Genomic DNA, 20,518 nt, shown 5'->3' with positions numbered 1-20,518 from the left:
GCCTAGCGCCGGTGCCGGGCCGCAGATATCGATTGCAACCCGCTTGACACGAGGCTGAGACAATCGCGGTCCCATGCTGAAGTTCGACCTCCTCAAGACCGAAGGCCGCGCCCGCCGCGGCACGCTCACGCTCAACCACGGTGTCGTGCAGACGCCCATCTTCATGCCGGTGGGCACCTACGGCACGGTCAAGGGCGTCACGCCGCGCTCGCTGAACGAGATGGGCGCGCAGATCATCCTGGGCAACACCTTCCACCTCTGGATGCGTCCGGGCCTGGACGTGGTGAAGCAGTTCGGCGGCCTGCACCGCTTCGAGAGCTGGAACAAGCCCATCCTGACCGACAGCGGCGGCTTTCAGGTGTGGAGCCTGGGCGCGATGCGCAAGATCAGTGAAGAGGGCGTCAAGTTCGCCTCGCCCGTGAACGGCGACAAGCTCTTCCTGACGCCCGAGGTCAGCATGCAGATCCAGACGGTGCTGAACTCCGACATCGTCATGCAGTTCGACGAGTGCACGCCGTACGAGACCAAGGGCGTGCTCACCACCGAGCGCGAGGCCAAGCAGTCGATGGAACTCAGCCTGCGCTGGGCCAAGCGCTGCATCACCGAGTTCAACCGGCTGGAGAACCCCAATGCGCTGTTCGGCATCGTGCAGGGCGGGATGTTCACCCCGCTGCGCGATGCGTCCCTCGCCGGCCTGGTGGAGCTGGACCTGCCGGGCTACGCCATCGGCGGCCTGTCGGTCGGCGAGCCCAAGGCCGAGATGCAGCGCATCCTCGAGCACACCGGCCACCAGCTGCCGGCGAACAAGCCGCGCTACCTGATGGGCGTGGGCACGCCGGAGGACCTGGTGGAAGGCGTGAGCCAGGGCATCGACATGTTCGACTGCGTCATGCCCACCCGCAACGCGCGCAACGGCCACCTCTTCACCCGCTTTGGCGACCTGCGCGTGCGCAACGCCCGCTACAAGGCCGACGAAACCCCGGTGGACCCGACCTGCAGCTGCGAGTGCTGCACCGGCTTCAGCCGCGCCTACCTGCACCACCTGGACCGCTGCGGCGAGATGCTGGGCCCCATGCTCACCAGCGTGCACAACCTGCACTACTACCTGAACCTGATGCAGGAGATCCGCGACGCGCTGGATGCCGGCCGCTTCGAGGCCTGGCGCGCCCAGTTCCACGCCGACCGCGCGCGCGGGGTGTGACCTCTTGGTGAGGCGGGCGGCAGCCCCAACATAGCGGCATGCTGAAACTGCTGCTCGCCCCGCTGCGCTGGGTTTTCCGCGTCGTTCTGGCGCTGCTCATCCTCTTCGAGGAATGGGGTTGGGAGCCGCTGCGGCGGGCGTTTGCGCTGTTCGCGCGGCTGCCGGTCATCCGGCAGATCGAAACCCTGCTGCGCCGCCTGCCGCCGCGCTGGGCCTTTGTGGTGCTGGTGCTGCCCAGCCTGTTGATCCTGCCGGTGAAGCTGGCCGCGCTGTGGCTGGTGGCCCAGGGCCGCGTGGTGCTGGGCATCAGCGTGGTGGTGCTGGCCAAGCTGGCGGGCACGGCATTGTTGGCCTGGTTGTTCCAGCTCATTCAGCCGGCTTTGATGCAGCTGCCGTGGTTTGCGCGCCTGCACGCCCGCTGGACGCGCTGGAAGACCGAGCTGCTGGCCTGGGTGCGCGCCAGCGCGGTGTGGCGCACGGCCCGGGCCATGAAGGCTTCGATGCGGCGGGCCTGGCGGCGGCTGCGCGGGCGGCCCGACGCCTGAGCGTTCAACGGGCCCGGGCGGGGGTCAGGGCGCCACGATGGTGGGCAGCCGCACCGTGACGCAGGTGCCCCGCTGCGGCTCGCTGTTGAGCTGCAGGGTGCCGCCCATCAGCGTGACGATCTCTTTCACGATGGCCATGCCCAGGCCGGTGCCGGGAATCGCGCCGGACTTGTCCGCCCGGTAGAAGCGTTCGGTCACGCGGGCCAGCTCCTCGGCCGTCATGCCGATGCCTTCGTCCTGCACGCGAATCTCGGCATGGCCGCTGGTGGCGGCGTGCACGCTCACCATCACGCGGCCGCCGCCGGGCGAGTATTTGTAGGCGTTGGACAGCAGGTTGCGCAGGGCCTGGCCCAGCTTGCTGGCGTCCACCTGCACCCATTGCGGGCTGTCGCACATCGTCAGCTCCACCGCGCTGCGGCCCTCGGGCGTGCCGAAGTCGCCCACGGTCTGGCGAACCAGGTCGCGCAGGCACACCGGCGCGAACTCGAAGTCCAGTGCGCGGCGCGATTCGATGCGGGCCAGGTCCAGCAGCTCGTTGAGGATGTCCACCATCGCCTTGCTTTGGCGGTGGATGCGGCTGAGCAGGTCCGCCTGCACCTCGGGCTTCATCTGCCGGTGCAGCAGCAACTCCGAGAAACCGAAGATGCTGGTCATGGGCGTGCGCAGCTCGTGGGCAGCGGTGGTCAGGAACTCGCTCTTCAGGCGGTCCAGCTCGAACTGCTGCGTCACGTCGCGGATGTGCAGCATCTGCGAGGTCTCGGCGCCGCCGCCGTCATGCAGCGCAAAGCTCAGGATGCGCGGCATCGGGCGGGCCATCTGCACGGTGCGGGGCTCGTCGCGCAGGTCGTGCAGGCGCAGCGGGCGCCGGGCGTCGGCCTGCTCCATGCGGCCCAGCAGCAGTGCTTCCAGGCCGGCTTCGTCCTGCCCCAGCACCTGCCGGTCGGGCAGCGCAATCAGCAGCGCGCAGGCCGGGCTCACGTACTGCACGCGGCGTTCGGCGTCGAACGAGATGAAGCCGTCAGGGCTGAGGTTGAAGATGGCGCGCAGTTGGTCGGCCTGCAGGCGCAGGCGCACCACCAGATCGCCCACCTGGCGCGACAGCGCCTCCACCGCGTTCACCTGCTGCGCGTCGGCCGGTGCGCCGGCCGAGCCCAGCAGTTCGCTCATGGTTTGCATGGCGTGGGCGCGGGCGTCCAGCTCGGCCCGCAGGCGGTCTTCCAGCGCCTGTTGTTCGGTCACGTTGCGCAGCACCAGCACCGCGCCGGCGGCGCCGCCTTGTTCGTCGCGCACCGGGGCGAGGCTGGCTTCCAGCATCTGGCCGTTGCGCTCGAAGCGGCGCCCGCGCCAGCCCTCGCTGCCGGCGCCCAGCGCGTCCAGTGCCTGCAAGGCCTGCGGCAACTCGGTCAGCTCGGGCAACAGCGACACCACCCGGGCGCCCAGCAGCTGCGGGCGCGGCAGGCCCAGCAGGTCGCCCAGCACCGGGTTGGCCAGCACCACCTCGCCGGCCCGGTTCAGTGCGGCCACGCCCTCGGCAATCGAGGCCAGCGTGACGGCTGCCTGGGCCCGCTCGGCCTGCAGCGAGGCCGCCACCTGGTTCAGCACGGCAAACGTGCGCTGGAACTCCAGCGGCGCCTCACGCGTGTCCATCGGCGCGAGGTGGGTGCCGCCCTGGCGCAGCTGGTCGCCCAGGGCCTGGACCTGATCGAGGTGCCCCAGCCAGCGCCGCAGCGGCCACCACACCAGGGCGGCGCCGGCCAGCAGGCCGAAGCTGGCCAGCATCACGCCGATGCGCATCACCTGCCAGATGTCGGCCGCGATGCGCTCGCTCCACACGTGCAGCCGGGTGATGCCGTAGTCGCGCCCGCCCACCACGATGGGCGCATTGATCGGGTCCAGCTCGCGGGCCACGCGGGCCACCAGCCAGGCCGGCGGCGTGGGGCTGGGCCGGTCTTGCCGCGCCACTTCGATGCGGCCGGCCTTCAGGTCGATGAAGGCGGCGCGCTCGAACAGCGGGTGGGCAATGGCGCGGTCCAGCGTGCGCTTGATGGTGTCGTAGTCGCCAATCACCGCGGCCTCCGACACCGCCGGCGCCAGCAGGGCGGACATGGCCTGCGAGCCGGCCTCGGCGTCGTCCAGCGTGGAACGGACCTCATAGGCCAGGAAGGCGCCGAACCCCAGCGTCAGCAGCAGCACCAACGCCGCCAGGTACAGCATCAGCACCCGGCTCAGCAGCGAGCGCGGCAGCAGGGCGGCGAGGCGGCTCATCGGCGCGGCCCGGCAGGCGTCAGCGCAGGGCGGCCGGGGCCGAGAGGTAGAAGCGCCGGTACGAGGCGTATTCCTGCCCGTCCGACGCGATGAACACCGCGTCCGCCGGCAGGCCGATGAGCTTGTTCACGCTGGCCAGAATTTCGCGGCCTTGGGGGTCGCTGGCCATGCCGACGAAGGCGCGCGCCACGGCTTGCGCGTCGCGCTCGGGCACCTTGGGCGCCACCATCAGCGCGAGGTCGTGGTAGGGCTCGGAGCTCCACAGCACGCGGAACTGCTTGCCCTCGCGCTTGGTGTAGCCCTCGGCCAGCTGCGAGTTCGCGCCCACGGCCGCCACCTTGCCGCTGAAGAGCTGGGCGAAGGCGCCGTCCATGTTGCCGCCGAACACGGTGCGCACATTGATCTTTTGCTGCAGCAGCTGCGCGTAGGTGGTTTTGTAGGCCACAAACGCCTCGGGCCCGGGGAAGCCCACCTCCTTGCCTTCCAGCTGCGAGAGCTTGGTGATGGGCGAATCGGCGGCCACCACGATCTGGCCATGCACGGGCGGCGTGCTGCGGCGCCCCACCACCTTCCAGCCCAGCTGTTCGCGCTCGGGGCTGAAGAGGTGGTTGGTGAAGGCGAAGTCCACCTCCTGGGCCAGCACATAGGCGGTGGTGTCCGCCGAGGTGCGGCCGAGCTTGAGCAGCAACTTCACCCCGCTCTTCTCGGACACGTAGGCCACGATGGGGTTCCAGTACGACGCCGCCGTGGCGATGTTGGCCTGGTTGACCGGGGAGAAGCGGTACTCCGTCTGCGCAGCAGCGGGCAGGGTCACGCACAAGGCGGTGAGCAAGGAGATCAGGGCCTTCATCCATCCTCCGTCGGCACCAAGGCGCGGCGCCGCTCCCGGATTCTGGGCGGATTGCCCCCCGGCTGTGCCCGCCGCGGCGGGCAAGTCGCCCTTCGTGACGTGGCGCGGTGGGCGGGTTCGTGAACTCCTTCGCGCCCCGGCGGGGTCAGCCCACGGGGTGGATGGGCACCGTGAGCCCAGGCCGGTCGGTGCGGCGCGCCTGCTGCGCGGTGCGCAAGGCGGCCCGAATGGCCGCCAGGCCCTGGGCGCGTTCGTCCCGGTAAAACAGGTTGTAGGCCTCGAACGGGATCATGCGGCCGTCCGGCCGGGCCATGTGCACGCAGCTCTTTTTCAGCGCCCGGATGTCCAGCGACTGCGCATCCATGAACTGCACGATGAGCACGCGGAACACATCGCGGTAGCCCAGTGCCGGCGCGTCGATGCGCGGCAGGCAGCACAGCAGTTCCGACAGGCAGCTGGCGCCGCTCTCGGGCGAATGGTTGGTGGAGAACAGCTTGAACAACTGCTGCTTGAAGTTCGCATCGCCCTCGAAGGCAATGGTGCTGCGCTCGCCGGCCAGCAGGGTTTGGGCGTCCACGAACCGGGTCAGCGGCGCCAGCCCTTCGGGCGTGCGCAGCGCGTAGGCCATGGCCAGGGTGTCCGGGTTGCACGGCACGGGCAGCACGTCCGCCAGCGTGAAGCTGCCGCTTTGCGTGGCAATGCGCCGGCGCAGCTCGCTCACCGTCAGGCGGTGCTTGGCGGGGTCGTAGCCCTGCACGCGGCCGGCGTCTTGAATGGGCTGCAGCGTCACGCCGCGCACGCAGTCGTGGGCCACGCCGTGGCGGATCACATCGCCAATCTCGTCGTCGTTGACGCCGCGTTTGACGGTCATGACGAGCGTGGTGGAAAGGTCCAGCGCGTCCAGCCGGGCCAGCGCCGCCTCGTGCGGGCCGCGCAGGTCGGCGCCGCGCAAGTCCATCAGCGCCTCGCGCCGCAGCGAGTCGAACTGCAGGTAGACCTCCAGCCCCGGGGCGTAGGTGGCCAGGCGCTCGGCAAACGCCGCGTCTTGCGCGATGCGCAGCCCGTTGGTGTTCACCATCAGGTGCTTGATGGGCCGGGCGCGGGCGGCGTCCAGGATCTCGAAGAACTGCGGGTGCAGCGTGGGCTCGCCGCCGGAGATCTGCACCACATCCGCCTCGCCCTCGCTGGCCACCACGGCGTCCAGCATGGCGATGACCTCTTCGAGCGAGCGGTGCGTCAGCCGCTCGGGGCCCGAGGCCGCGTAGCAGGTGGGGCAGCGCAGGTTGCAGTGGTCGGTGATCTCGACGATGGACAGGCAGCTGTGCTGCATGTGGTCGGAGCACAGGCCGCAGTCGTAGGGGCAGCCGTACTGCATGGCGGTCGCAAAGCGCGCGGGCATCTCCGGCGGCTTCACGTACACCTCGCGGCACAGGCGGTAGTAGTCGGCGTCGTCGCTCACCAGCACGCGCTCGGTGCCGTGGGCGGGGCACCATTTGTCCATGAACACCTGGCCGTCCTTGATCAGGATCTTGGCCTCCACCGGGTGCAGGCAGGTGGTGCAGACCGAGCTGGTCGTGTCGTAGAACTGGTAGGGGCGAACTTTGCGGGTCATGCAGGCCTGCGCAGCGCGCGCAGCGTGAGGGGCAGATAGACAGCCAGGGCCACGAGGCAGGTCCACTGGATGCCCGACAGGCCCAGCGGCCAGGCCACGGGCACAGGCTTCAAGCATTCGATGGCCAATCGCCAGGCGAGGTAGCTGCTCAAGAACACCTTGAACGCCGCGCCCGGCGTGGCGAAGCGCGCGCGGTGCAAGGCCCGGCCGAGCGGCAGCACGACGGCGATCTCGTACAGCTGCGTGGGGTGGCGCGGCAGGCCGTCGCCAAAGTCCACGCCCCACGGGGCAGAGGTCGGCAGGCCGTAGGTGTCGTCATGCAGGCCGGCGAGGAAGCAGCCGACGCGGCCGATGGAAAGGCCCACCGCGATGGGCCACACCATCGCGTCGCCGGTGCTGCGGGTCTGGCCCGTGAGGGCCTTGGCGATCTCCACGCCGATCAGCCCGCCCAGCAGGCCGCCGACGATGCTCTGGCCGGGCCACACGGGCTGGCCTTGCCACATCGCCAGGGCCACGTCGGGCCGCTCGATCAGGAAGACCGCCTTGTTGCCCAGTGCCGCGCCCAGCAGCAGGCCCACGAGCACCGCGAAGTTGCCGGGTGCGAGCGCGCCGCCTGTGGGTTGGCGCTTGAGTGTGGCGCGCCACAGGGCTGCACCCAGCGCCATGCCGGCCCAGGCAAAAAACGAGTGCACCCAGGCTGCGGTGTCTGGGTCAAGCGTCATCGGTGCTCGAGTGGGAGGCAGGTTCGGCCACGAGCCAGAGCTTGCGCAGGCGAATCACGACGCCATACAGCCCGCCCAGCGCGAGCAGCAAGCCGATGGCGAAGAAAACCAGGAAGACGGCGGGCGCGTCTTTCATGGATTGAAGCCCACGGAAGGCACACAGGCCCAGTGAACCACTGCCCAGCGCCAGCAGGACAAGCCAAAGGGTCAGCAGCCCCTTGTAGGCCGTGCGCAGAAATGCCATGTCGGGTTCAAACCTTGTCGTCTTCAGGCCGCCGGTGTGCGCTGCGCCAGAACGCCCGCCCACAGATCCAAGCCAGCCCACCGCCGATCAACAGGCTGGGCACGGCGATGACGAGGGCCGCACCGGCGTAGTTCTCGGGGCGGTGGGAAAACGCGTCGGGCAGCGACATCACGGTGAACGCTGCGCCGCACAGGCCGGCAGCGCCGAAGCCCAGCGTGGCCACCGCCAGGAGCACCGCGGCGAGGAGGCGCCAAGCTTGGCGGCGTGTCGTGGGGGTCATGGCGCGTCGCCGTGCGCTGGGCCTCGGCGGAGCAGCGTGTTGATTTGCTTTGCGCACAGCCGGACCATCAAAAATCCGCCCAGCCCGCAGGGCACCGACAGCACGAGGAGCGAGGCGATGCCGGCATTGCCCTCCGTCAGTAAACCAACCACGGCCATCAAGGTGTAGCCACCGCCGCAAAGCCCGATCGCCCCAAAGCCCAGGACGCCGATCAACAGCGCAATCACGAGCAGAGCGCGAACCAGGGTGTTCACGGGGCGCGTGCGTCGAGCAGCCCGGCCACGTGCGTGCGCAGCCCGTCCGGCGTCACCTCGGCCGCCTTCATCGGCGCGCCCACCGTCAGGCTCACCGGGCTCCACACGCCGCGCCGCAGCGGCTTCACCATCGCCTGGCCGCCTTCCACGCGCGAGAAAAAGCTGCCCCACAGATTGCCCAGCGCCATCGGGATGACGGGCAGATCCGGCCGGCCTTCCACCAGCTTCATCACGCCGCCCTTGAAGGGCTGCAGCGTGCCGTCCCGGGTGAGGCCGCCTTCGGGGAAGATGCAGATCAGCTCGCCGTCGTCCAGCACCGCACGCGCGGCGGTGAAGGCGGCCTCATACGTGGCTGGGTCGGTCTTGGCCGGGGCAATGGGAATCGCCTTGGCCAGCTTGAACATCCAGCCCAGCACCGGGATCTTGAAGATCTGGTGGTCCATCAGGAAGCGGATGGGCCGGGGGCTGGCGGCCATCAGCAGCACGGCGTCGACAAAGCTCACGTGGTTGCACACCAGCACGGCGGCACCCGTGGTCGGAATGCGCTCGTCATTCACGATCTTGAAGCGGTACACCAGGCGCGTCAGCACGAAGGCCACGAAGCGCAGCAGGTACTCCGGCACGATGAGGAAGATGTAGAACGCCACCACCGCGTTGGCAATGCCCACCGCCAGGAACACCTGCGGAATGGTCAGGCCCGCGCCCAGCAGCGCGCCGGCGATCACCGAGCTGGCGATCATGAACACCGCGTTCAGGATGTTGTTGGCCGCGATGATGCGGGCGCGGTGGCTGGGCTGGGCACGCAGCTGGATGAGGGCGTACATGGGCACGCTGTACAGGCCCGCGAACAGCGCCAGCAGCGTCAGGTCGGCCAGCACGCGCCAGTGGGCGGTCACGGCCAGGAAGGCGCTCACGCTGTAGGGCTCGGCCGCGGGCAGGCCGGTGGACGCGAAGTAGAGGTCGATGGCGAACACGCTCATGCCAATCGCACCCAGCGGCACCAGGCCGATTTCCACATGGCGCTTGGACAGCATCTCGCAAAGCAGCGAGCCGATGCCGATGCCGATGGAGAACACCGCCAGCAGCAGCGAGGCCACCTGCGGGCTGCCGTGCAGCACCTCCTTGGCGAACGCCGGGAAGTTGCTGAGGAACACCGCGCCGAAGAACCACATCCACGAGATGCCCAGCAGCGAGCGGAACACCGCCAGGCCCTCATGCGCGAGCTTGAGGTTGCGCCAGGTTTCGGTGATGGGGTTCCAGTTGATGACGAGGTTGGGGTCGGTGGACGGGCTGGCGGGAATCGCCTGCGCCGTGACGCGGCCCAGCACCGCCAGCACCCCGCAGGCGATGGCCACGTGCTGCGGGCCCACGCCAGGTTGGTCCACCAGCACGCCGCCCAGCAGCTGGCCCAGCAGGATGGCGACGAACGTGCCCATTTCCACCATGCCATTGCCGCCGGTCAGCTCGCGCTCGCTGAGCTGCTGCGGCATGTAGGCGTACTTCACCGGGCCGAACAGCGTGGAGTGCAAGCCCATCAGGAACACGCAGCCCAGCAGGGCCGGCACGTTCGTCGTCCAGAAGCCCCAGCCGGCGATGGCCATGATGGCGATCTCCAGGCTTTTCACCAGCTGCATCAGCCGGGCCTTGTCGTGCTTGTCGGCCAGCTGGCCGCTGGTGGCCGAGAACAGCACGTAGGGCAGGATGAACAGCGCCCCGATCACCAGGCCCGCCATCTTGGGGTCCAGCCAGCTCAGCTGCAGCTGGTAGGTGACCATCAGCGTGAAGGCGAACTTGAAGACGTTGTCGTTCGCCGCGCCGAGGAACTGCGTCCAGAAGAAGGGCGCGAAGCGGCGTTGCTTGAGCAGGGCGAACTGGTTGGGATGCTCGTGGCTCATCGAGGGTTCAGGGCTGGACGGTTTGAGGAGGCTGCGCCAAACCTCGGCGCTGCAGCCAGTGGAACATGGAGTCGACGGTGACCGTGTCGATGTGACTGCTGAATCGACGCGCGCTCGGATGATCGTCGAAAGCGATGTTGGCGCGGGTGATGCGCCCACCCAAGCGGGTGAGCGTGGACAGGTGCAGGTCGGTCGGCTGGTAGCCCTCGGCTTGCAGCCAGTCTTGCGCCGCGCGGCGGCTCACCACGCCGGGTGCCGCCGCCCCCACCAGGGTTTCCAGCGCCCACTGGTTGCTTTGCTGGTACTTCGTGCCGAAGGCGTAGGCCACCATGCTGTAGCGCCGCTCGTTGAAGCGGGCCACGCGGGTGTTGTCGGTCAGCACCGGCAGCAGTGCCTGCTGCAGCTCCGGCTGGAGCACCACGAACGCGGCTTCGTAGCGGAACGGGTTGTCCAGAAAGAACTCGCCCAGCCCCTGGCGGAACAGCGCGGCGTGGTCGGTGCCGCATTGGTTGAGCTTGTGCATCACGCGCCACACGTTGCCGTCGCGGTACGCAAAGCCAAGGTGCGACCAGCGCAGCCCGTACTTGGAGAGGTCTTGCCCTGCGCGGGTCAGCAGCACCACGTCGGCGCCGCTGGCGTCCAGCGCCCGGGCGGTGGCCTGGGCCAGGTTCAGGCCCTGCTCCACCTGCTGCGTGGTGGGCGGGGTTTCCTCGCAGGTGCGGCCGGCGTGGGCTTGGCGGGCCACCGCCAACATCAGCGCCAGCACCAGCATGGGCAGTGCGGCCCTCAACGCGTCACCTGCTCGTGGTGCAACAGCGCGCGGCCGACCTCGGTGGGGATGACGGCCACCACCCGGCCGGCGGCCGACAGCACCGTGCCCGCGCCGATGACCGACACCGTCACGGCCGTGCCGGCCGACACCAGCAGGCCCTCGGCCATCTTGCCGGCCACGCGCAGGCTCAGGCGTGCGCCGTCTGACACCCGCTCCAGCACCCACACGGTGGCGCTGCCCACGGCCGTCACGCTCACGACCACCAGGCCCGCGCCGGCCGACAGCAGGCCCACGGGCACGGTGCTGAGCGCCACGCCGGTGGCACTGACGGCGCCCACCGACAGCACCAGCGGCGCGGCCGACAGCGCCACGCTGGTCTCCGACAGGTTGCCGTGCGCCTGGGCCGGCGTGTGCAGGGCGGCCGCCAGGGTCAGGCTCGCGAGGGCCGGCGTGAGGGCCTGCGCCAGGGACCGGACGTGGCGGGTGCGGAATGCAAGAGGTGTCATGGTGAGGTGTGAACCTGCAGTGAAGACGGCGGCGATGTTGCGGGAACCCGCGCGGCCGTGGCGTGCCGAGTGGCCCAGGCGCGCACCAAGCCCCGGCCGGTAGCGCGGCATGACACCGGCGCGCTGGTTAGGATGCCGCTCCGGCCGCCCCCATGGCCCTGTTGTCTCCACCTTGCGCCCCGCCCGTGGCGCCTCTGAACACCCCTGAACGCGCCTTGCATGTCCGCTCCTGACCCCGACACCCCCTCGCGCCTGGTGGTGGGTTCCCAGCCGGTGAACCGCCGCACCCGGCCGGTGCTGCCTGCGGGTGCGCAGCCACCGTCGGCCGCGGTGCAACAGCGCCAGCAGCAGCTGCGCGCGCGGGTGGAATTGGGGCGTCCCCTGGCCGATGGGGCCACGCCAGCCGTGCCGCGCGCGCCGCTGCCGCTGGCCGCGCGGGTGCAGGCGGGCGTGGGCGTGGTGTCGTTGTCGGGGGCGCTGTTCGTGGGCCAGCCGGTGGCGGTGGGCGTGCTGGTGCTGGTGGGCTCGGTGAGCCTCGGCTGGGTGGCGCGCAGCCTGTGGCGCCGGCCCGCAGGCGGTGTTGCGGGGGCGTTGGCCCCGGCGGTGCCGGCGCAAGACCTGGCGGCGCTGGATGCGCTGCTCGCGCGCGCCGCGCCCGCCCTGCCGGACGAAGCGGCCTCCTCGGTGCAGGCGCTGAAGCAAGACCTGGCTCGGCTGCACCACCGCGAGACGGTGGCGCGGCTGGCCATGGCCGACCAGGCCTACCTGCACCAGTGCGTGGTGCGCTACCTGCCCGACACGCTGGAGGCCTACCTGGCCATTCCGGCGGCGCGGCGTGGCGAAGCGCTGGCGCCGGGTGAACCCACCGCGCATGCCGCGCTGGTGCAACAGCTGGCCGCGCTGCGCGATGGCGTGCAGCGTCGCCTGGCGCCGGCTGAAGCGGATGCGGCCGAGGCGCTGCTGCGGCAGCAGCGCTTTCTGGACCAGAAATCGCGCGAGTGACGCGCGGGTGAGTGGCGACTGAGCGCGACTGAACGTGAAGGGGCGAATCACCTCGCCCCGCCCGCCCGGCTGCTGCGTCAGGCCGTCGCGTCGCCCGTGCGGTTGCTGCTTTGTTCCAGCAGGTCGGCTTCGTGGCGGTCGCGCAGCGTCTTGGCCAGCGTGAACGTGGTGGACACCAGGAACAGCCAGGACACCGCCAGGTAGCGCTTGATCCAGGCGTCCATCTCCATGCGCCACAGCCCCCAGGCCGTGAGCGCCAGGGCGGCGGCCAGCGCGATCCAGACCATCATCACCCAGCCTTGTGTGTCGACCTGACCGTCGCGGTTGTCGCGCTGCGTCTTGGCCACGGCAAAGCACGAGAACACCGAAAAGATCAGGCCGATGGCCAGGAAGGCGCGGTCCAGGTCTTGCCCCGGTGCGCCGAACACACCCCAGGCGCAGGCCAGCAGGGCCAGGACGAAGGCGCTCCAGACCTGGATGCGCCAAGCGTGGGTGTCGCGTTGCATGACAAAGCGGGTGGACATGGACTGAACTCTCTCTGGGGTTGAAGGAATGGCCGCGATGGTGCGGCAAGTGGCGGCGGGCTGCATCGGGAATGGTGCCCAGGCCCACCGCAAGCGCCCAAGGGTAGCGTGTCATGCCACCGAGGCCCGCTCGAAGTGCGGCCGGGTGGCGAACACCGTGGGCGAAAAGGTCGCGCCGCGCCAGCGCGCCACGCGTTTGAGGGCGAGGTCGAACAGCAATGGGTTGCGGGCACGCAGTGCATCCAGCGGCGCCACATCGGCCGCATCCAGCAAGCCGGCACGCACCAGCGTGGGCAGCCGCACAGCGGCCGCAATGCCGGGCAGCGGGTAGTCAGAGCCGTGCAGCAGCCGGGGGTGCCAGTCGTCCCGGGTGAGCAGGGTGCGGCCCACGTCCGGGTGGCGGTTGGTTTGCAGCACCACCGAGAGGTCACCCATCAACTGATCGCCCCAGCCCTCGTCCATGAGCCGGGCGAACAGCGAGAACGCAGGCACGTGGCGCGGCCGGGGGCGGTCCAGGTCCAGCGCCGTGCCGAGGGACGCGCAATGCGCCACCACCAGCCGAACGCCCTGTTCCAGCGGCGCCCGCACCAGCAGCGGGTTGCCCAGGTCTTCGCGCCGCGCCCCGGGCACGGCCCGTTCCTCGCCGCAGTGCACGATGACGGGCAAGCGGGCCTCGGCCAGCCGGGCGTAGAACGGCCGCAGCCGCGGGTCGCGCAGGTCGATCGCCATGCTGGAGGGCAGCCATTTCAGCGCCACGGCACCGCCGGCCAGGGCGGCGTCCAGGCGTGCCAGTGCGTCAGGCCGGTGGGGGTGGATGGAGGCCACCCAGGCGAATCGTTGCGGTGCCTGGGCCGCCACGTGGGCGGCGTAGCGGTCGGGCACGTGGAAGGTGGTGTGCGCTGGCACGGGCTGGCCTTGCGCGTCACAGGCGTGGTCGAACGCGAACAGCATCCAGCGTGCGCCGGTGGGGAACGCTTCGGCCAGGGCGCGCAGCCGGGCCACGTAGGCGAGGTCCACGCTGGGCGCATCGGGCGCCACGTGCGCAGCCTTCAGGATGAAGCGCTTGCGCAGCATTTCCACGGGGTGCCACCACTGGTCCAGCGTGGCGTTCACGGTGCAGCCGGAGCCCGAGTCGCCGGTGCCGAGCAGGTGGGTGTGCACGTCCCACAGCTGGGTGGCGTCCAGGTCGGCCCAGCAGCGGTCGAGCAGGGCTTGCACCTCGGGCGGCCAGGGGGCATGGCGGGTGGCGCGCCCGGGCGAGAGGGCGGAGAGCGAGGGGGAAGCGGAGGCCGTCAGCGCGGTGAACAGCCCGGCAGCAGCGCCGCAGCACAGCAGGTGGCGTCGGTTGAGCATGGGGGTAGCGGAGGGTCAGGAACGGCCGCGACTGTGTCCAGCCCCGTGCCGGGCGGCGTGGTTTTTCCCCGGCCGCCGCAGCGCTTGCGCCGGCGGGTAGCGCCATGCGCTACCGTCGCGCCTCATGTCGAGCACGCAATCTCTCGTGGCCCTGATCAAGGCCGAGCTGAAAACCCAGGGCCTGAGCTATGCCGAGCTGGCCGAGGCGCTGGCGCTGTCGGAGAGCAGCGTCAAGCGCATGCTGGCGCCGGGTGGTGAGATGCCGCTGTCCCGCGTGGATGAAATCTGCCGGGTGCTGAAGCTGGAGTTCGCCGAGCTGGCCGGCCGGCTGGTGGCGCAGGCGCCCACGCTGCGCGAGCTGAGCCTGGAGCAGGAGCGGGCGGTGGTGGCGTCGCCGGTGCTGCTGCTGGTGGCCATTTGCTGCCTGAGCCACTGGGCGATTGAAGACGTGCTGGCGCGCTACCGCATCAGCGAAGCGGACGCTGTCGCGGCGCTGGCGCAGTTGGACCGGCTGGGCGTGATCGAGCTGCGGCCGCACAACCGCTACAAGCTCAAGGTGGCCAAGACGCTGCGCTGGCGCCCGCAGGGCCCGGTGATGCAGTTCTTCCGCGAGCGGGTGATGGCCGACTTCTTTGCCGGTGGCTTTGACGGAGATGGCGAACTGCTGACGCTGGTGCACGGCGAGTTCGGCACGGCCCATGCGCGTGAACTGGCCGAGCGGCTGCAGCGTGCGGCGGACGACTTCGCCCGCCAGCACCTGCTGGACCAAAAGCTGCCGCCGTCCGAGAAGCGGCCCTACAGCGTGGTGATCGGCCTGCGCTCGTGGATCTTCGAGGCCTTCCGCGACCTGGAGCGGCCCGGCCTGGGTCAGCGCCGAGGCGGCGCCCACGCCGCGCCCGCGGCGGTCACCAAAACTCCCACCGCCCCGTTGCCGTGACCCACACGCCCAGCAGGCCGTTGGTGACGGCGTGCGCGATGACGGCCGTCCAGAGCTTGCCGCTGCGCCGGTACAGCAGCGCGTAGGCCAGCCCGGCGATCACCGCGGCCAGCCACAAGGTGTGGGCCAGCGTGAACACGAAGGTGGATGCCACCAGCGCCCGCAGCCCCACGCGCTGCGGGTCCACGCGCTCGAAGCCCGGGTGCTGCACCCAGCGCATCAAAAAGCTGCGCCAGAACAGTTCTTCCATCACCGGCACCACCAGGGCCGCGCCCGCGATGCGCAGCGCGATCAGCGGCCAGATCAGCCGGCCGTCGGCGTCCAGCGGCACGAAGCTGGCGGTGGGGCTGCCCAGCTGCATCCACGGGGCGTCCAGGTGCACCCACAGCGCGAACACCGCAATGCCCACCAGCACGGCCTCGCCGGCCTCGCGGGCCTCGGGCCAGTTCTGACGCGTGAGTTCGCCGTAGTCACGCCAGTACCGGGCCAGCAGGCCGGCGACGATGAGCGTCTGTGCGCCGTACACCCAGCGGGCGTCCAGCCCCCACGCGGCCGGCAGATAGCCGCGCAGCGCCAAGAGGGCCATGAACACGGCAAATGGAATGCAGCGCGCCAGCGCGGCGGGGCTGAAGACGGGGGCGGGGGCAGCGGCAGGCATGGCGCCGCCAGCTTAGCCCCGGCCTCGCTGCTGCCGCGGCGCGCCGGCCCCCAAACCTCAGGGGGCTTGGCCTTGCGGCTGGCCGTCGCTCCGTGGCGCTGGCCCGGCCGGGCCGGTGCCGCGACAATCCAGCGCATGAGCACCCAAGACCTGACCGACGCCGAGTTCGCCGAACTCGATGAACTCCTCGCCGCCACGCCCGCGCCGCTGCAACCGCTGGACGCGTCCATGCTGGACGGCTACCTGTGCGGTGTCATCGTGCAGCCCCGCCTGATCGAGGTGGACGAATGGCTGCCCAACATCTTTGACTACGACGGCGGCCTGCTGCCTGAAACCGTGGACGCCGCCTGGCTGGACCAGCTGACCCAGCTGGTGGAACGCCGCCACGCCGCGCTGAACCGCAGCCTCGCAGAAGACGGCTGGTTCGACCCCGTCATCCTGGACGTCGACGAAGAGCAAGCCCCCGAGCCGCTGCCCGAAGACGCGTCGGACGACGAGCGTGCCGCCCGCGCCAGCTACGACGCGCTGGGCCCGATCTCGCGTGCCCTGATGCCCTGGGTGGCGGGCTTCCAGCACGCCGCGCTGTGCTTCCCCGAGTTGGCCGACATGCCCAACGACGACGTGGCCAAGGCCATGGCCCGCCTGTACCGCCATCTGCCCGCCGAGACTCCGGACGAGAAGGAAGTCGTCGAGACGCTGAACCGTGAGCACCCGCTCAAGGACCTGGACGACGCCATCGAGGAGCTGGTGGTGACGGTGGCCGACCTGGCTGACCTGACGCAGGCCGAGCGCTACCGCGTGGAAACCATCCGGCGCGACACGCCCAAGGTCGGCCGCAACGACCCCTGCCCCTGCGGCAGCGGCCGCAAGTACAAGCAGTGCCACGGCAGCAATTGAGTCCGGCTGCACCGGCCCGGCCGGCGTCACGGCCCCCGGTGCGTTCATCGTGAAGCTGCAACTGCTGTCCGACCTCCATCTGGAGACCGAGTCCTACGTCCCGGTACCGGCGCCCGGGGCGGAGGTGCTCGTGCTCGCAGGCGACATCGACACCACCTGGCGCAGCTTCGCGCTGTTCCGTGACTGGCCGGTGCCGGTGCTGGTGGTGCCGGGCAATCACGAGTTCGACCGCCGGGATGTGGACGAGGCGCGCGAGGCGCTGCGGGCCCATGTGTCGGCCCTGGGCCTGCGGCTGCTGGACGACGAATCGCTGGTGCTGACCGGCGCTGACGGCCGGCGCGTGCGCTTCGTGGGCTGCACCCGCTGGTGCGATTTCGAGGCCTTCGGCGCGAGCGGCCGCGAGCGGGCGATGCGCGCCGGCGGGTATTTCCAGAAGGTCATGCAGTCCACCCGCCACGGCGAGGTGTTCGGCGTGGACGCGGTGCGTGCGCTGGCGCTGGAACAGCGCGCCTGGCTGGCCGGTGAACTGGCCCGCACCGGCGAGTGGGAGGCCACGGTGGCCATCACCCACTTCGCCCCCAGCCTCAAGAGTGCCGACCCGCGCTACGGCCGCCAGCCCGGCACGGCCAGCTTCTGCAACAACGACGAAGACCTGCTGCCCCACGCCCAGCTGTGGTTGCACGGCCACCTGCACTGCCGGCACGACTACCGGCTGGGCGACACCCGCATCGTCAGCCACGCCCGTGGCCATGTGCGCAAGGGCGAGGCCGACGGCTTTGACGGCCAGCGGGTGATCAGTGTGTTCGCACCGGCTTGATCCGCAGCGCCCACACCACCCCGGCCAGCAACAAGCCCACCCCCAGCACCGTCGCCAGCGGCGGGGTGCGGTGGTTCCACGCAAACGCATAGGCCAGCGCCGCCAGCGTCTCGAACACGATGAGCTGGCCGGACAAAGACGTGGGCAGCCGCTGGCTGGCCTCGTTCCAGCACAGCGTGCCCAGCCAGGACGCGAACAGGCCCACCGCCGCCATCAGGCCCACATAGGCCCCCGGCGTGTCGCCCAGCGGCCGCGTGAAGCCGGTCGGGATGAGGGTGCCCGGTGCGGCCAGGTCCAGCAGCCCCAGCCCCGCCGCGCCGATCACGGCCATGGGCAGCGTCACCAGCCCTTGTGCCGTGGCCCAGGCCCGTGGCGACTTGGCCGCGCCGTCCGCGCCGCAGTGCGCGCGCAGCCAGTCGGCGTTCTTGATGGGGTACCAGGTCCAGCAGGCCACGGCGGCCACGGCCAGCGCGGCCCCCTCGGCGTAGCGGCGCGGGTCGCCGGCGGTGGCGCGCAGCAGGGCCAGCTCGTCCCGGTTCACCAGCGCCAGGCCGGTGGCGATCAAGCCCAGCGACGGCAGCAGCTTCAGCCAGGGCAGGTGGCCGTCGCGCACCCGGTTGCGGTGGTTGGCGCACACCGCAATCACCACCGGCAACGTGCCGATGATCATGGTGGGCAGCGGGGCGCCGGCGCGCTGGATGGCGGCCGACAGGCACAGGTAGTAGGCAAAGTTGCCGATCGCGCTCAGCCGCGCGGCTTCCCACCAGTCGGCGGCCTGCAACTCGCGCAGCGCCCGGCGGTCCAGCAACAGCGCCAGGGGCAACGCAATCAGGCCGAAGGCCAAGTAACGGCCCACCGTCAGCAACGCGGGCGCATAGCCCGGCAACATGACTGGCGCCACGAACACCAACCCCCACATCAAGCCCGCGGCCAGGGCAAACAGCACACCGATCAGCATGGCCGTCATCATCTCCCAGGCGATTCGTCATCCGCAGCGGCTAGGCTTGCCGACTGTGATGCCTCGCCTTCGTGACCCCCTGCTGATGGCCCTGACAGGCTGGGTGGCTGTGGCCGCGCAGGCGGGCCGTCCGCTGCAAACCGAGGACGCTGGTGTCATTGAAGTGCGCCACTGCGAGGTGGAAGGCGTGCGCAGCCGTTGGCAGCAGGCGGAGGGCGGGCTCAGCCAGAGCAGCCTTCAGCTGGGTTGTGGGCTGGTCGTGGGCACCGAGGTGGCGTTTCAGGCGATCGATCCCAGCGAGTTCGCGCTGGTGGGCAAGACCCAGCTGGTGGCTGTGGGCGACGCCCAACTCACGCTGGCCTGGACGCTGGCCCACCGCCACGTGGCGGCCGGTTGGCGCCGCAGCGGGGCGGGCCTGACCTTGGCCTGGACGGCCCCGCTCGCACCGCATTGGGACCTGCACGCCAATCTGGGCCACCAGCGTGATGAGATGCGCCGCAGCGGCAGCACGGTCTGGGCCCTGGCCGCGGAGCACCATGGCCTGGGCGAGGACGGGCGCTGGCAGCCCATGGCCGAGGTGTTCGGCGACGACCGGGGCCAGCCCTGGGTGAACGCGGCCCTGCGCTTCGCGGCCGTGCCGCAGCGTGCGTTCCTGGATGGCTCGCTGGGCCAGCGCCTGGGCGCCGGCCGGGCCCGGCTCGTGACGCTGGGCTTCAAGCTGGCGTGGTGAACCCGCTCAGCCGGCCTGAAACCACCCGGCCACGGCCGCCTGCTGCGCGGCCGTGAAGTGCAGGCCCAGCTTGCTGCGGCGCCACAGCACGTCGTCGGCGCTGCGGGCCCATTCGTGGTCCACCAAGTGGCGCAGTTCGGACTCATGCAGGCCCGGGGCCACCTCGGCGCCGGGCGGCGCGGCCAGCAGGTCTGCCGCGCGGCTGCCGTAGGCACGCGCCAGGCGGCGCACGGTGGTGGCCGGCCGGTCGGGGTGGCGGGCTTGCAAGGCGGCGGTGAAAGCGTCGATGTCCACCCCATGCGGGCCCAGGTCGCCGCCGGGCAGGAGCGCGCTGGCCGTCCACGGCCGGCGGGCCTCGCCCAGCAGCTGGCCCACCTGGCTGGCGCCGTCTTCGGCCAGCTTGCGGTAGGTGGTGAGCTTGCCGCCCCACACGTTCAGCAGCGGCGCGCCGCCGGCGGTGTCGGTCTCCAGCAGGTAGTCGCGCGTCACGGACGAGGCCGAGCCGCCTTCGTCCAGCAGCGGGCGCACGCCGGCGTAGGTCCAGCGCACGTCGGCCGGCGTCACCGGGCGGGCCAGGTAGCGGCTGGCCTGATCGCACAGGTAGGCGATCTCGGCCGCGTCGATCAGCGCCCGGGCCGGCGGCAGCTCGTGCTCGGGCAGTTCCACGTCGGTGGTGCCGATCAGCGTGAACCGCTCCTGGTAGGGGATGGCGAAGACGATGCGGCCGTCGGGGTTCTGGAAGATGTAGGCGTGGTCGTGCGTGAAGCGCTGGTCCACCACGATGTGGCTGCCCTTCACCAGCCGCAGCCCGCGCGCCGGCAGCGCCTGGCCGCCCTGGCCTTGCGTGCGGTCTCGCAGAAAGCGCTCGGCCCAGGGCCCGGCGGCGTTGACGAGGGCGCGGGCCTGCACCGTGCGGCCGGTTTGCAGCGTCACCGTCCAGTGGTGGGCGCTGCGCGTGGCCTGGGTCACGGCGCAGCGCGTCAGCACTGCGGCGCCGTGGGCCTGCGCGCATTGCGCGTTGGCCACCACCAGCCGGGCGTCGTCCACCCAGCCGTCGGAGTACACGAAGCCGCGCGTGAACTCCGGCCGCAGCGGCTCGCCGTAGATGCTGCCGGCCAGGCGCAGGCCGTGCGAGCCGGGCAGCAACTCGCGGCGGGCGAGGTGGTCGTACAGGAACAGACCCAGCCGGATCATCCAGGCCGGGCGCAGGTGCGGCGCGTGGGGCAGCACGAAGCGCAGCGGCTGGATCAGGTGGGGTGCGCTGCGCAGCAGCACCTCGCGCTCGCGCAGCGCCTTGGCCACCAGCGAGAACTCGTAGGTTTCCAGGTAGCGCAGCCCGCCGTGCACGAGCTTGGTGGAGCTGGACGAGGTATGTTGGGCCAGGTCTTGCGCCTCGGCCAGAAGCACGCGCCAGCCGCGCCCGGCGAGGTCTCGCGCCAGGCCCGTGCCATTGATGCCGCCCCCTACCACCACGACGTCAAAATCGTCCATAGATC

General features: G+C 70.7%; 22 protein-coding genes. 7 read left to right on the top strand and 15 right to left on the bottom strand.

Features of this window, described 5'->3' with window-relative positions:
• Nucleotides 1–73: 73 nt before the first annotated feature.
• Together tgt and ACG01O_RS16495 are read left to right on the top strand one after the other, a co-directional pair.
• A complete protein-coding gene (tgt, locus tag ACG01O_RS16500; protein ID WP_394386238.1) occupies nt 74–1,201 on the top strand; it encodes a tRNA guanosine(34) transglycosylase Tgt in 1,128 nt (375 codons plus the stop codon).
• 38 nt (nt 1,202–1,239) lie between these two features.
• Nucleotides 1,240–1,746, top strand: a complete 507-nt coding sequence (locus tag ACG01O_RS16495; RefSeq protein WP_394386237.1) for a hypothetical protein — start codon at nt 1,240–1,242, stop codon at nt 1,744–1,746.
• Nucleotides 1,747–1,770: 24 nt separating this feature from the next.
• Here ACG01O_RS16495 and ACG01O_RS16490 read toward each other — a convergent pair whose 3' ends face one another.
• The 10 genes from ACG01O_RS16490 to ACG01O_RS16445 form a co-directional block, all read right to left on the bottom strand.
• Entirely contained in the window at nt 1,771–4,011 is a 2,241-nt protein-coding gene (locus tag ACG01O_RS16490) for a PAS domain-containing sensor histidine kinase (protein WP_394386235.1), read from the bottom strand.
• Nucleotides 4,012–4,030: 19 nt separating this feature from the next.
• The gene (locus ACG01O_RS16485) at nt 4,031–4,861 is read right to left on the bottom strand and encodes a phosphate/phosphite/phosphonate ABC transporter substrate-binding protein (protein ID WP_394386233.1); all 831 of its coding nucleotides are present in this window, start codon (nt 4,859–4,861) and stop codon (nt 4,031–4,033) included.
• A gap of 145 nt (nt 4,862–5,006) precedes the next feature.
• Nucleotides 5,007–6,473, bottom strand: coding sequence for a radical SAM protein (locus ACG01O_RS16480; protein ID WP_394386232.1), 1,467 nt, complete (start codon nt 6,471–6,473; stop codon nt 5,007–5,009).
• Complete coding sequence (locus ACG01O_RS16475; RefSeq protein WP_394386231.1) at nt 6,470–7,195, bottom strand: prolipoprotein diacylglyceryl transferase; 726 nt, start codon at nt 7,193–7,195, stop codon at nt 6,470–6,472. Before ACG01O_RS16475 ends, ACG01O_RS16480 begins: the two co-directional genes overlap by 4 nt.
• Complete coding sequence (locus ACG01O_RS16470; RefSeq protein ID WP_394386230.1) at nt 7,185–7,439, bottom strand: hypothetical protein; 255 nt, start codon at nt 7,437–7,439, stop codon at nt 7,185–7,187. Before ACG01O_RS16470 ends, ACG01O_RS16475 begins: the two co-directional genes overlap by 11 nt.
• A 7-nt stretch (nt 7,440–7,446) precedes the next feature.
• Nucleotides 7,447–7,719, bottom strand: a complete 273-nt coding sequence (locus ACG01O_RS16465) for a hypothetical protein (protein WP_394386228.1) — start codon at nt 7,717–7,719, stop codon at nt 7,447–7,449.
• Nucleotides 7,716–7,973: a hypothetical protein gene (locus ACG01O_RS16460; RefSeq protein WP_394386226.1), complete on the bottom strand. Its 258-nt coding sequence runs from the start codon at nt 7,971–7,973 to the stop codon at nt 7,716–7,718. The genes ACG01O_RS16465 and ACG01O_RS16460 overlap by 4 nt, the downstream gene beginning before the upstream one ends.
• On the bottom strand, nt 7,970–9,868 hold the full coding sequence (locus ACG01O_RS16455; protein WP_394386224.1) for an MFS transporter: 1,899 nt from the start codon (nt 9,866–9,868) through the stop codon (nt 7,970–7,972). The genes ACG01O_RS16460 and ACG01O_RS16455 overlap by 4 nt, the downstream gene beginning before the upstream one ends.
• Nucleotides 9,869–9,875: 7 nt before the next feature.
• A complete protein-coding gene (locus tag ACG01O_RS16450; RefSeq protein WP_394386223.1) occupies nt 9,876–10,658 on the bottom strand; it encodes a DUF2145 domain-containing protein in 783 nt (260 codons plus the stop codon).
• Nucleotides 10,655–11,146 carry a hypothetical protein gene (locus ACG01O_RS16445; RefSeq protein WP_394386221.1) on the bottom strand — a complete coding sequence of 164 codons (492 nt, stop codon included), beginning with the start codon at nt 11,144–11,146 and terminating at the stop codon, nt 10,655–10,657. Before ACG01O_RS16445 ends, ACG01O_RS16450 begins: the two co-directional genes overlap by 4 nt.
• Nucleotides 11,147–11,365: 219 nt before the next feature.
• On the opposite strand from ACG01O_RS16445, the gene ACG01O_RS16440 reads away from it, so the two are divergent.
• The gene (locus ACG01O_RS16440) at nt 11,366–12,148 is read left to right on the top strand and encodes a hypothetical protein (protein WP_394386220.1); all 783 of its coding nucleotides are present in this window, start codon (nt 11,366–11,368) and stop codon (nt 12,146–12,148) included.
• Nucleotides 12,149–12,225: 77 nt separating this feature from the next.
• On the opposite strand, the gene ACG01O_RS16435 is transcribed toward ACG01O_RS16440, so the two are convergent.
• Together ACG01O_RS16435 and ACG01O_RS16430 are read right to left on the bottom strand one after the other, a co-directional pair.
• Nucleotides 12,226–12,672, bottom strand: a complete 447-nt coding sequence (locus tag ACG01O_RS16435) for a YiaA/YiaB family inner membrane protein (RefSeq protein WP_394386219.1) — start codon at nt 12,670–12,672, stop codon at nt 12,226–12,228.
• A 111-nt stretch (nt 12,673–12,783) separates the two neighbouring features.
• On the bottom strand, nt 12,784–14,025 hold the full coding sequence (locus ACG01O_RS16430) for an amidohydrolase family protein (protein ID WP_394386217.1): 1,242 nt from the start codon (nt 14,023–14,025) through the stop codon (nt 12,784–12,786).
• A 124-nt stretch (nt 14,026–14,149) separates the two neighbouring features.
• On the opposite strand from ACG01O_RS16430, the gene ACG01O_RS16425 reads away from it, so the two are divergent.
• Nucleotides 14,150–14,962, top strand: a complete 813-nt coding sequence (locus ACG01O_RS16425; RefSeq protein ID WP_394386216.1) for a helix-turn-helix domain-containing protein — start codon at nt 14,150–14,152, stop codon at nt 14,960–14,962.
• On the opposite strand, the gene ACG01O_RS16420 is transcribed toward ACG01O_RS16425, so the two are convergent.
• Nucleotides 14,931–15,620: a CAAX prenyl protease-related protein gene (locus ACG01O_RS16420; RefSeq protein ID WP_394386215.1), complete on the bottom strand. Its 690-nt coding sequence runs from the start codon at nt 15,618–15,620 to the stop codon at nt 14,931–14,933. The genes ACG01O_RS16425 and ACG01O_RS16420 overlap by 32 nt on opposite strands.
• A 135-nt stretch (nt 15,621–15,755) precedes the next feature.
• Here ACG01O_RS16420 and ACG01O_RS16415 point away from each other — a divergent pair, with 135 nt between their 5' ends.
• Nucleotides 15,756–16,517, top strand: a complete 762-nt coding sequence (locus ACG01O_RS16415; RefSeq protein WP_394386213.1) for a UPF0149 family protein — start codon at nt 15,756–15,758, stop codon at nt 16,515–16,517.
• 49 nt (nt 16,518–16,566) lie between these two features.
• Nucleotides 16,567–17,334 carry a metallophosphoesterase gene (locus ACG01O_RS16410; protein ID WP_394386211.1) on the top strand — a complete coding sequence of 256 codons (768 nt, stop codon included), beginning with the start codon at nt 16,567–16,569 and terminating at the stop codon, nt 17,332–17,334.
• On the opposite strand, the gene ACG01O_RS16405 is transcribed toward ACG01O_RS16410, so the two are convergent.
• On the bottom strand, nt 17,312–18,292 hold the full coding sequence (locus ACG01O_RS16405) for a DMT family transporter (RefSeq protein WP_394386209.1): 981 nt from the start codon (nt 18,290–18,292) through the stop codon (nt 17,312–17,314). The genes ACG01O_RS16410 and ACG01O_RS16405 overlap by 23 nt on opposite strands.
• 58 nt (nt 18,293–18,350) lie before the next feature.
• Between ACG01O_RS16405 and ACG01O_RS16400 the strand changes: the two genes are divergently transcribed.
• Entirely contained in the window at nt 18,351–19,022 is a 672-nt protein-coding gene (locus ACG01O_RS16400) for a hypothetical protein (RefSeq protein WP_394386207.1), read from the top strand.
• Between the two features lie 6 nt (nt 19,023–19,028).
• Here ACG01O_RS16400 and glpD read toward each other — a convergent pair whose 3' ends face one another.
• Nucleotides 19,029–20,513 (bottom strand): glycerol-3-phosphate dehydrogenase, encoded by a 1,485-nt coding sequence (glpD, locus tag ACG01O_RS16395; RefSeq protein WP_394386205.1) that lies wholly within the window; start codon nt 20,511–20,513, stop codon nt 19,029–19,031.
• Between the last annotated feature and the right edge of the window lie 5 nt (nt 20,514–20,518).

The organism is Pelomonas baiyunensis, assembly GCF_043555935.1.
GTDB lineage: Bacteria > Pseudomonadota > Gammaproteobacteria > Burkholderiales > Burkholderiaceae_C > Pelomonas > Pelomonas baiyunensis.
The sequence above is the reverse complement of the archived record's forward strand: the minus strand, read 5'-3'. Positions and strand labels throughout refer to the sequence as shown.

Excerpts from the sequence above, each read along its gene's own strand:
- ACG01O_RS16455 (WP_394386224.1), bottom strand. The coding sequence starts at position 9,868 with ATGAGCCACGAGCATCCCAACCAGTTCGCCCTGCTCAAGCAACGCCGC.
- ACG01O_RS16465 (WP_394386228.1), bottom strand. The coding sequence starts at position 7,719 with ATGACCCCCACGACACGCCGCCAAGCTTGGCGCCTCCTCGCCGCGGTG.
- ACG01O_RS16440 (WP_394386220.1), top strand. The coding sequence starts at position 11,366 with ATGTCCGCTCCTGACCCCGACACCCCCTCGCGCCTGGTGGTGGGTTCC.
- tgt (WP_394386238.1), top strand. The coding sequence starts at position 74 with ATGCTGAAGTTCGACCTCCTCAAGACCGAAGGCCGCGCCCGCCGCGGC.
- ACG01O_RS16480 (WP_394386232.1), bottom strand. The coding sequence starts at position 6,473 with ATGACCCGCAAAGTTCGCCCCTACCAGTTCTACGACACGACCAGCTCG.
- ACG01O_RS16495 (WP_394386237.1), top strand. The coding sequence starts at position 1,240 with ATGCTGAAACTGCTGCTCGCCCCGCTGCGCTGGGTTTTCCGCGTCGTT.
- ACG01O_RS16470 (WP_394386230.1), bottom strand. The coding sequence starts at position 7,439 with ATGGCATTTCTGCGCACGGCCTACAAGGGGCTGCTGACCCTTTGGCTT.
- ACG01O_RS16425 (WP_394386216.1), top strand. The coding sequence starts at position 14,150 with ATGTCGAGCACGCAATCTCTCGTGGCCCTGATCAAGGCCGAGCTGAAA.
- ACG01O_RS16400 (WP_394386207.1), top strand. The coding sequence starts at position 18,351 with ATGCCTCGCCTTCGTGACCCCCTGCTGATGGCCCTGACAGGCTGGGTG.
- glpD (WP_394386205.1), bottom strand. The coding sequence starts at position 20,513 with ATGGACGATTTTGACGTCGTGGTGGTAGGGGGCGGCATCAATGGCACG.
- ACG01O_RS16435 (WP_394386219.1), bottom strand. The coding sequence starts at position 12,672 with ATGTCCACCCGCTTTGTCATGCAACGCGACACCCACGCTTGGCGCATC.
- ACG01O_RS16475 (WP_394386231.1), bottom strand. The coding sequence starts at position 7,195 with ATGACGCTTGACCCAGACACCGCAGCCTGGGTGCACTCGTTTTTTGCC.
- ACG01O_RS16430 (WP_394386217.1), bottom strand. The coding sequence starts at position 14,025 with ATGCTCAACCGACGCCACCTGCTGTGCTGCGGCGCTGCTGCCGGGCTG.
- ACG01O_RS16485 (WP_394386233.1), bottom strand. The coding sequence starts at position 4,861 with ATGAAGGCCCTGATCTCCTTGCTCACCGCCTTGTGCGTGACCCTGCCC.
- ACG01O_RS16420 (WP_394386215.1), bottom strand. The coding sequence starts at position 15,620 with ATGCCTGCCGCTGCCCCCGCCCCCGTCTTCAGCCCCGCCGCGCTGGCG.
- ACG01O_RS16415 (WP_394386213.1), top strand. The coding sequence starts at position 15,756 with ATGAGCACCCAAGACCTGACCGACGCCGAGTTCGCCGAACTCGATGAA.
- ACG01O_RS16490 (WP_394386235.1), bottom strand. The coding sequence starts at position 4,011 with ATGAGCCGCCTCGCCGCCCTGCTGCCGCGCTCGCTGCTGAGCCGGGTG.
- ACG01O_RS16445 (WP_394386221.1), bottom strand. The coding sequence starts at position 11,146 with ATGACACCTCTTGCATTCCGCACCCGCCACGTCCGGTCCCTGGCGCAG.
- ACG01O_RS16405 (WP_394386209.1), bottom strand. The coding sequence starts at position 18,292 with ATGCTGATCGGTGTGCTGTTTGCCCTGGCCGCGGGCTTGATGTGGGGG.